Annotated in this window: 7 protein-coding genes; 2 read left to right on the top strand and 5 right to left on the bottom strand. The window is 70.7% G+C overall.

Annotation, left to right across the window (positions count from 1 at the left end; all coding sequences use genetic code 11):
* From ACH4E7_RS36025 to ACH4E7_RS36015, 3 genes are all read right to left on the bottom strand, one after another.
* The coding region (locus ACH4E7_RS36025) for a helix-turn-helix domain-containing protein (RefSeq protein WP_396253401.1) at positions 1-383 on the bottom strand (383 nt) is incomplete at its 3' end.
* Between the two features lie 19 nt (positions 384-402).
* Complete coding sequence (locus ACH4E7_RS36020; RefSeq protein WP_396253400.1) at positions 403-1101, bottom strand: helix-turn-helix domain-containing protein; 699 nt, start codon at positions 1099-1101, stop codon at positions 403-405.
* A 520-nt stretch (positions 1102-1621) separates the two neighbouring features.
* The gene (locus tag ACH4E7_RS36015; protein ID WP_396253399.1) at positions 1622-2668 is read right to left on the bottom strand and encodes a ParB N-terminal domain-containing protein; all 1047 of its coding nucleotides are present in this window, start codon (positions 2666-2668) and stop codon (positions 1622-1624) included.
* A gap of 464 nt (positions 2669-3132) precedes the next feature.
* Here ACH4E7_RS36015 and ACH4E7_RS36010 point away from each other — a divergent pair, with 464 nt between their 5' ends.
* Positions 3133-4581, top strand: a complete 1449-nt coding sequence (locus tag ACH4E7_RS36010) for a purine-cytosine permease family protein (protein ID WP_396253398.1) — start codon at positions 3133-3135, stop codon at positions 4579-4581.
* Here ACH4E7_RS36010 and ACH4E7_RS36005 read toward each other — a convergent pair.
* Positions 4568-5686 carry an MFS transporter gene (locus tag ACH4E7_RS36005; RefSeq protein ID WP_396253397.1) on the bottom strand — a complete coding sequence of 373 codons (1119 nt, stop codon included), beginning with the start codon at positions 5684-5686 and terminating at the stop codon, positions 4568-4570. The genes ACH4E7_RS36010 and ACH4E7_RS36005 overlap by 14 nt on opposite strands.
* Before the next feature lie 436 nt (positions 5687-6122).
* Here ACH4E7_RS36005 and ACH4E7_RS36000 point away from each other — a divergent pair, with 436 nt between their 5' ends.
* On the top strand, positions 6123-7172 hold the full coding sequence (locus ACH4E7_RS36000; RefSeq protein WP_396253396.1) for a MalY/PatB family protein: 1050 nt from the start codon (positions 6123-6125) through the stop codon (positions 7170-7172).
* A gap of 25 nt (positions 7173-7197) precedes the next feature.
* Here ACH4E7_RS36000 and ACH4E7_RS35995 read toward each other — a convergent pair whose 3' ends face one another.
* Positions 7198-7569: an SAV_915 family protein gene (locus tag ACH4E7_RS35995; protein WP_396253395.1), complete on the bottom strand. Its 372-nt coding sequence runs from the start codon at positions 7567-7569 to the stop codon at positions 7198-7200.
* Positions 7570-7586: the final 17 nt, after the last annotated feature.

Genomic DNA, 7586 nt, shown 5'->3' with positions numbered 1-7586 from the left:
CGATCCAAGACGAGGCCCGAGAGATCACCAGCGCTCATGATCCACTGCACCGTGCCCACGCCGCCACCCCTGGCCCAAGGAGCAAGTCCCACACCTCTCCCCGGGCCGCCCCAAAGCATCTCAACTCTGGGGCATCGCAAGGAACTTGGAATTAGCCACCAAGATCGGACAGCGCCGAGGCCGGTGCGGTCGGCGATCTGCCCGATGGACAGTTCGGTGGTTTCGAGCAGTTCGCGGGCCAGGTCGACGCGGGCGCGGAGCAGCCACTGCAGGGGTGTGCTGCCGGTCTGCGCGCGGAAGCGGCGGTTGAGGCTGCGGACGCTCATCGCGGCGTGGTCAGCGATCTCCGCCAGGGTGAGCGGTCGGTGGAGGTTGCACTCCATCCAGGGACGTGACTGCCGGTCAGGCACCAACCGCGCTTCCGGCCCGGCCGACCTCACAGGGCACCGGCCTCGTGTGGCATCCGGGACACGCCGTCGCGTCGTTGGTCCCGATGCGCGAAAGCCAGCGGGAGGGCGCGTGTTGAGTCGTGATCATTGGGTAGCCCGGTTGAGGATCACTCTCCCCTGTCCCGTAGAGCCTGGCAGATCTGCTCCGGACTCCACTTCCTGTCCAGGCGGTGCTGGATGAAGTCCCGCAGCTCGGTGTTCCGGGCGTTCTTACCGGGCTTGGGACGGGGCCGGCGCTCGTCGGCGCGGGCCTGGGCGGCGTGAGGCCGGTATTTCCGCTGCCCTGATGGCAGTTGCGCCGGATCTCCCGACTGACCGTGGACGGGCTGCGGCCCAGCTCGGCCGCGATCACACGGACGGTTGCCTTCTCCCGCAGCCGGTCGGCAATGTGGATCCGCTCGTCCTCGCTCAGGTACCGGGAGGGGCCGGACACAGTGGCGGGCGCCCGCTCGAATCGAGCGGGCGCCCGGAACCTGTTCGGATCCATCCGGCCGTTGCGCCACTCGCGTCCAGTCCGCTCGTGGACGCCCACCAGCCGGGACGCCTCCTTGTTGCTGTAGCCCTGATCCACAAGCCGGAAGTATTCCGCCCGCTCGGCCCGGAGCTTCCTACCCCCTTGCGGCTTCCGGTCCCTGCGGATCTCGAAGTCCATCGCATCCCCTCAGCTGGGGTGTTGCGACGACCAGTAGAACCCAAGGTTCTTCGAGGGGCCTTTCGGCGCGGCGGGCCAGGACCGCGACCCCTCGAGTCTGGCCGGGCCGCCTGGAGTTTCGCTGGAGCCCCCGCCCTCCGTTCGACCGGCGGGGTTGACTGGACCGGGGCCGGTGCTATGTTGACCGCATGGAGCCCGCTGCCCCGAACGCGTTGGCCAGGACCGGCCCCGGGCACGCCCCCGTTGTCAGCGGGGCGAGTTGAGCGACTCGACCGGTCCCGGGTCCGCCTCCCGCCGCACGCCGGCCGGCCTCCCTCCCGCCCGGCGGACGGCCCGGCAGCACCCCGCCGACCAGCGGGGCGCACCGGGCCGCCCACCTCGTACGAACCGGTGTGTGCGGCGGTCGAGGACGGTCTCGACGGTCCCGTTCGGTCCCGACGACGAACGATCGTGTTCCCGTAAGCCGCCGCAGCGGTGCGGGTCGGGCGCCGTCGGCTCGGGACGCTGTCGGCCGTCCCGCTCACACGGCGCGGCGTGCGCGCATCCCGCTGCCTCGTTCCAGCTGCTCGGCGAAGTCCAGCCAGTGTTCTCCGCAGATCCGGGCCGCGCGGGCGATGTCGGCGTAGCGGTGGGCCGGCACCCCGCTCATCATCCACCTCCACCGCGCGTCGTCGATCCCGTTCGCCGCGAGGAGCTGCAACAGCGCCCGTCCCGACTCGGAGAAGCGCAGCGAGGGGTCCTTGCGCAGGCTCGCGAACTGGTCGGGCCCGGCGACCACGACGGACTCCACCCGGGCGCCGAGCGCCGCGGTCTCCGCGACGACCTTTTCGCGCCCCCTGCGCCCGCCCGCCTCGCCGCCGGCCTGCTCGGCGTTGCGGAGCTTGGCCGGAACCGGGTCCTTGCCCTCGCGGATGCGCTGGCGGACGTCCCTGGCCGTTGCCGGGGCTATCCCCGCCTCCTGCGCGATCTCACGCAACGAAGCGTCCGGGCGGGCCGCGATGACCTGGACGGCGCGGCGCCGGCCGGCCTCGCTGTTGACCGGTCTGGAACGCCCGTCGCGGCCGGTGCGGACCTTCACCTGGTCGGTGTCGGCGGTCGTTCGCTTGCGCAGCGCGGAGATCGTGACCGGCGAAAGACCCGTCACCTCGGCGATGCGGCGGTCCGACCACTGGCCATGGCTGCCGATGATGCGTTCGGCCGCCGCTACCCGGTCCCGGCGCGACAGCGGCATGCCGTGTTCGGCGTTGAGCCGGACGGCCAGCACGAAGGCGTCGTCGGCCGTGCCGTCCACGAATTGAACCCGGACGTAGTCCTCTCCTCGCAGCACCGCCGCCTGAACCCGGTGCATGCCGTCGACGATCCGCATGGTCGGCCGGTGCACGACGATGGGCGGCAGCGGGGTCTGTACTTCGGCCAGCATCTCGGCGTGAGCTGCGCTCTCACCGGCCGTTCGTGGTGAGTCGGACGCTACCAATGAGTTGATGGGGATCAGTTCCGTGACTGGCTGCTGCTGAGACGTGTCCGGCGCTGGCGGCCCGGCCCCGTCTGCCGTTGACGCGTCGAGCATCAACGCCTCCCTCAGGCATCGTCGGTTCAACGTTTGGCGCACTGAAGCTACCAAGAAACTAAACCGACTGTCCCAACTTCTTCTGAACCGACCGCCAGGCCGAGGTCCGAACAACCGTGTGACGGGGCAACGCGGTTGGCGGTTGGCGGCCACTGACCAGCGAACTCGGCCGAGAGGGCGTCAGGCGATCTCCTTCACACCGCCCGGAGGACGCGACTCCGACTGCCGCGCCAGGGCCCCGCCCGACCGGTGCACCGGACGTCCGACCGGGCGGGCCCGGACTCCACCGTCCCCGCCGGCGAGGCGGGCTGCCCCGAGCCGGACCGCGGCGACGTCGATCACTTGGTGCGGTCCCGCGCCCGCCACATCCACAACCGAGCGGAATCCGCTGCTTCTTGACACTCACTCAGCGACCGGGGCCATCATGGGTCCGCTATCCACCGAATTCCTTCCGCGGAGATTCCATGCCGAAGAAGAGAAAAGTGGGCCCGCTGAGCGGGCTCGTCGAACGGCATTCCATCGATTTCATCCCCGATAACGAACGGCACGGCAGACCGTTCAGTCTGTTCACCCTGTGGTTCCCCGCCAATCTGCAAATCAGCGCGGTGGTCACCGGATCGCTCGCCGTGGTGTTCGGACTCGATGCACTGTGGTCCCTGGTGGCACTCCTGGCCGGAAACCTTCTGGGCGGAGCGGTCATGGCCCTGCACGCCGCCCAGGGCCCGCGGCTCGGACTGCCGCAAATGGTCTCCTCCCGGGCCCAGTTCGGGGTCCAAGGGGCGGCGGTCCCGTTGGTCTGCTCGATCGTGATGTACATCGGATTCTTCGCGAGCGGCAGTGTGCTGGCCGGGCAGGCCGTCGGGCACCTCACGCACACGGGCGAGACCGCCGGCATCGTGATCTTCGCGCTCGCCACCGCGGTGACGGCCGCGGTCGGCTACCGGCTGATCCATCGCGTCGGAAAGCTCGCGGCGGCGGTCGGCGCCCTCGCCTTCCTCTACCTGAGCGTCGAGCTGGTGCGCACCGCGCCGCTCGGATCGCTCCTCGGACACCACCACTTCTCGGTGCCGCTGTTCCTGCTCGCGATGTCCCTGTCCGCCTCCTGGCAGCTGGGGTTCGGCCCGTACGTCGCGGACTCCTCCCGCTATCTGCCGCGCGACACCGCGCCGCGCTCGGTGTTCTGGGCGACCATGGGCGGCAGCGTGCTCGGCGCGCAGTGGGCGATGGGTTTCGGAGCGCTCACGGCGGCCTGGCACGGGGGCGGGCAGGGCGACGAGGTCGGGAACATCGTCGGCATGAGCGGCTCGGCCGCCGTCACGGTGCTGCTGTATTTCTCCGTCGCCTTCGGGAAATTGACGGTCAATGTACTGAACACCTACGGCGGATTCATGTCCGTCGTCACCGGGATCAGCGGATTCCGTCGGATCGGCCCGGTCGGGCCGCTCGCCCGAAGCCTTTACGTCAGTGGCATCATGCTCGCCGGAACAACACTCGCACTGCTCGGCCGGGGGAACTTCCTGGAGTCCTTCTCGACCTTCCTGCTGTGCCTCCTGACGTTCTTCACGCCATGGAGCGCGATCAACCTGGTCGACTTCTACCTGCTGTCCAACGAGCGTTACGACATCGAGGCCCTGGCCGACCCCCGCGGCCGCTACGGCGCCTGGAACGGACCGGCACTGACGACGTACGCGGTCGGCATCCTCGCCCAGCTGCCCTTCCTCTCCACCGAGTTGTACACCGGACCGCTGGTCGCCCGGCTCGGCGGCGCCGACATCTCGTGGATCGTCGGCCTGGTCCTGCCGGCGGTCATGTACTGGCTGCTCGCCCGCCGGGGCCAGGGCGCCGTCTCCGGGGGTGAGGACGGCGCCCTGGGGTCCGGTGTCCCGACCCCCGTCGAGGTCAGGAGTCGGTAGGGGTGTACCTGGTGCGCAGCCAGGCGGCGAGCACGGTCAGGGGCACCGCGGTGACCGCCGCGAGGGCGAACAGCTCCTGGTAGTGCCCGTGCTCGGTCAGCGGACCGCCGAGGCCCGAACCGATCGAGCTGCCGACGAACAGGGCGGACACGAACAGCGCGACGGCGGTGCCGCGGGCGGCCGGCACCAAGGTGGTGGCCCAGGTCTGGAGCGAGGAGTGGAAGAAGGACCAGCCGCCTCCCAGCAGGACCGCGGCCACCCCGATGGCCACCACGGACAGGCTCAGGGAGGCGATCAGGAAGCCACCCGCCATCATCACGCCGCCCGCGGCCAGCAGCGTCCACGGGGGCCGCGTCGCCACCAGCTTGAGCAGACGCGAGAAGCCCAGGGTGCCGACCCCGTAGAGGGCGGTCACCCCGCCCGCGCCGATCATGCCGACCCCGTGGGCCTGCAGGGCCGGGGCCAGGAAGGTGAAGCAGCCGAGCAGCACCGCTCCCTCGACCAGGCCGAAGCCCATGACCACCCAGGACCACCTCAGCCGCAGCACCGAGCCGAGCTGTTCGGTGGGGCGGCGCAGGGTGGTCGAGGTCCGGGACTCCGACAGGCCACGCGTGGCGACCACCGTGATCGCCGCCAGCACCGCGGAGAGAGCGAGCATCGCCCGCCAGCTGAGCAGTTCGGACACCCCACCGGCGACCAGGGTGGCCGCTGCGGTGCCGATGGCGAGGGCCACCTGCAGGTCCGACAGGGCGCGCTGACGCACCGCGGGGGAAACGGTGTCCCCGACGTACGTCAGGGAGGTGGGGACCACGGCCCCGAAGAAGGCTCCGGTGGCGATCCGCAGCACCACCAGGACGGTCAGGTTCGGCGCGGCCGCGGAAGCCAGCCCGCACACCGCCGCGGCGGCGAGCGAGAAGCGGATGACGCGCATGCGCCCGTACCGGTCGGACAACATGCCCCACACCGGCTGGGCGCACCCGTACGCGAAGAAGTAGCCGCTCGCGACCAGCACGACCTCGTCGAGCCGGACGTGGAATCCGGCGGCGACGGCCACCAGGAGGGGCGTGATCGCGAACCGGTCGAAGTTGCTGAGGAAACAGGCCACTCGCAGGACCGGCGGCACACTCCCGGCCTCCGCCGGCCGCGGTGCCGACCCGCTCTGCGCGCTCGACGACGGTTCGGGGCCGGTCCTGCCGAGCCGGGTGTCTTGGGACATCTGACGGCCTTTCTGCGACGCGCTGATGCTGGTTGCTCCAGCGTCTGACGGGTGCATGGTGCGAGCCAGGAGACAAGAAGTCCTAGCATCAGCGCTCCCCCTCACGAGGTGGCGGGCCGCGTGGGCTGCCGGGATATGTTGGTCGAGTTCGATGGGCGGAAATCCCAGGAGTCCCCGGCGACGGGCCGGGGATGGCTGGAGAGCGATTGCGGACAGGAAAGAGAAGGCTGTGTTCGAGGACGTCGAGCTCTCATCGTTGACCTGCCGCCCGGGGGTGAAGTGGAACCGGGCCGCACCGGATGTGCTTCCGGCATGGATCGCGGAGATGGATTTCACGCCGGCGCCCGCCGTACGGGAGGCGCTGGTCCGCTGTGCGCAGGAGGACGTGGGATACCCCGCATGGGACGGGCGCCCCGAGGAGATCCCGCTGCGCGCCGCGTTCGCCGAGCGCATGCGCGAACGCTACGGCTGGGTGCTCGATCCCGCTCACGTACGGGAGTTCACCGACATCAACCAGGGCCTCCAGGCCGTCCTGGCGGTCGCCACCGGGCCGGGTGACGGCGTCGCCGTGCACACTCCGACGTATCCGCCCTTCCTGGCCACGGTGACGAGCATGGAACGGCGTCTGATCTCCGTCCCGTACGTCCGCCGGGACGACGGCTGGGTCTTCGACGCCGACCGGCTCGACCGCGAGCTCGCCGACGGCAACTGCCGGGTGTTGCTGCTGGTCAATCCGCACAACCCGACCGGACGGGTGCTCAGCCGGCCCGAGCTGGAAGAGCTCGCCGAACTCGCCTGTCGTCACGACCTCCTGGTGATCGCCGACGAGATCCACGCCGACCTCGTGCACGGCTCCCACCGGCACATTCCGTTCGGCTCCCTCTCGCCGGAGGTGGCAGCGCGGACGGTGACGCTGACCTCGGCGACCAAGGCGTTCAACGTGCCGGGGGTCCGGTGCGCGGTCGCCCACGTCGGTGCAGCCGAGGTGCGCGCGGCGCTGGCCTCCCCGACCCACCTGTACGGAGAGCCCAACACCTTCGGTGTGGCCGCCACCCTGGCGGCGTGGCGGGAGGGTGACTCCTGGCTGGCCCAGCTGCGGCCGGTCCTGGAGCGCAACGCCGAGCTGATCCGGGCGGAGCTGCCCTCCGGCATCGGGTACACCCCCCCACAGGGCTCCTTCCTGGCCTGGCTGGACTGCCGGTCCCTGGACCTGCCCACCGACCCGTACACCTTCTTCCTGGAGAAGGCCCGTGTCCTCCTGAACGACGGCCGCACCTTCGGGCCCGGTGGCGCGGGCTTCGTCCGGCTCAACTTCGGCACGTCCCCCACTCTTCTGCGGGAGATCCTGGACCGGATGCGCTCCGCCGTGGGCTGACCCCGCCCCGCCCCTTCTTCCCCGCCTACCCCGCGCCTCCCGGGCGACGGCCGCCCGGGAGGGACGGCTCGACCTCCAGCGGTCGGCGGTCCGCGACGGCGGACGGGACGGTTTGCGTCGAAACCGGCGCGGCCACCAGGTACGGGTCCACGATCAACCGGGTCACCCCCAGCGGCTCCACCAGCTCCCGCAGGATCGGCTCGGCGAGCTCGACGCAGGCCTGGTCGTCGCCCAGCGCCGTGGCCAGCCGTGCCCGCGAGGTGAAACCGACGACGGTGCGGGTGCCCAGCGGGGTGCGGAAGAGCCTGATGAGATGGACGCGCCCGCGCTCGTGGACCGGGACGAACAGGCCCTTGGCGGTGGGGCGTTGACCGCCTGAGGCGTCTGTGGGTTCCATGGGTTCCTCCGTAGGGT

Origin of the sequence: Kitasatospora sp. NPDC018058, from assembly GCF_044327205.1 — a bacterium.
In the GTDB taxonomy this organism is placed as follows: domain Bacteria; phylum Actinomycetota; class Actinomycetes; order Streptomycetales; family Streptomycetaceae; genus Kitasatospora.
The sequence above is the reverse complement of the archived record's forward strand: the minus strand, read 5'-3'. Positions and strand labels throughout refer to the sequence as shown.

Coding starts and splice junctions, on each gene's coding strand:
- ACH4E7_RS36020 (WP_396253400.1), bottom strand. CDS start 1,101: ATGGACTTCGAGATCCGCAGGGACCGGAAGCCGCAAGGGGGTAGGAAG.
- ACH4E7_RS36015 (WP_396253399.1), bottom strand. CDS start 2,668: ATGCTCGACGCGTCAACGGCAGACGGGGCCGGGCCGCCAGCGCCGGAC.
- ACH4E7_RS36010 (WP_396253398.1), top strand. CDS start 3,133: ATGCCGAAGAAGAGAAAAGTGGGCCCGCTGAGCGGGCTCGTCGAACGG.
- ACH4E7_RS36000 (WP_396253396.1), top strand. CDS start 6,123: ATGGATTTCACGCCGGCGCCCGCCGTACGGGAGGCGCTGGTCCGCTGT.
- ACH4E7_RS35995 (WP_396253395.1), bottom strand. CDS start 7,569: ATGGAACCCACAGACGCCTCAGGCGGTCAACGCCCCACCGCCAAGGGC.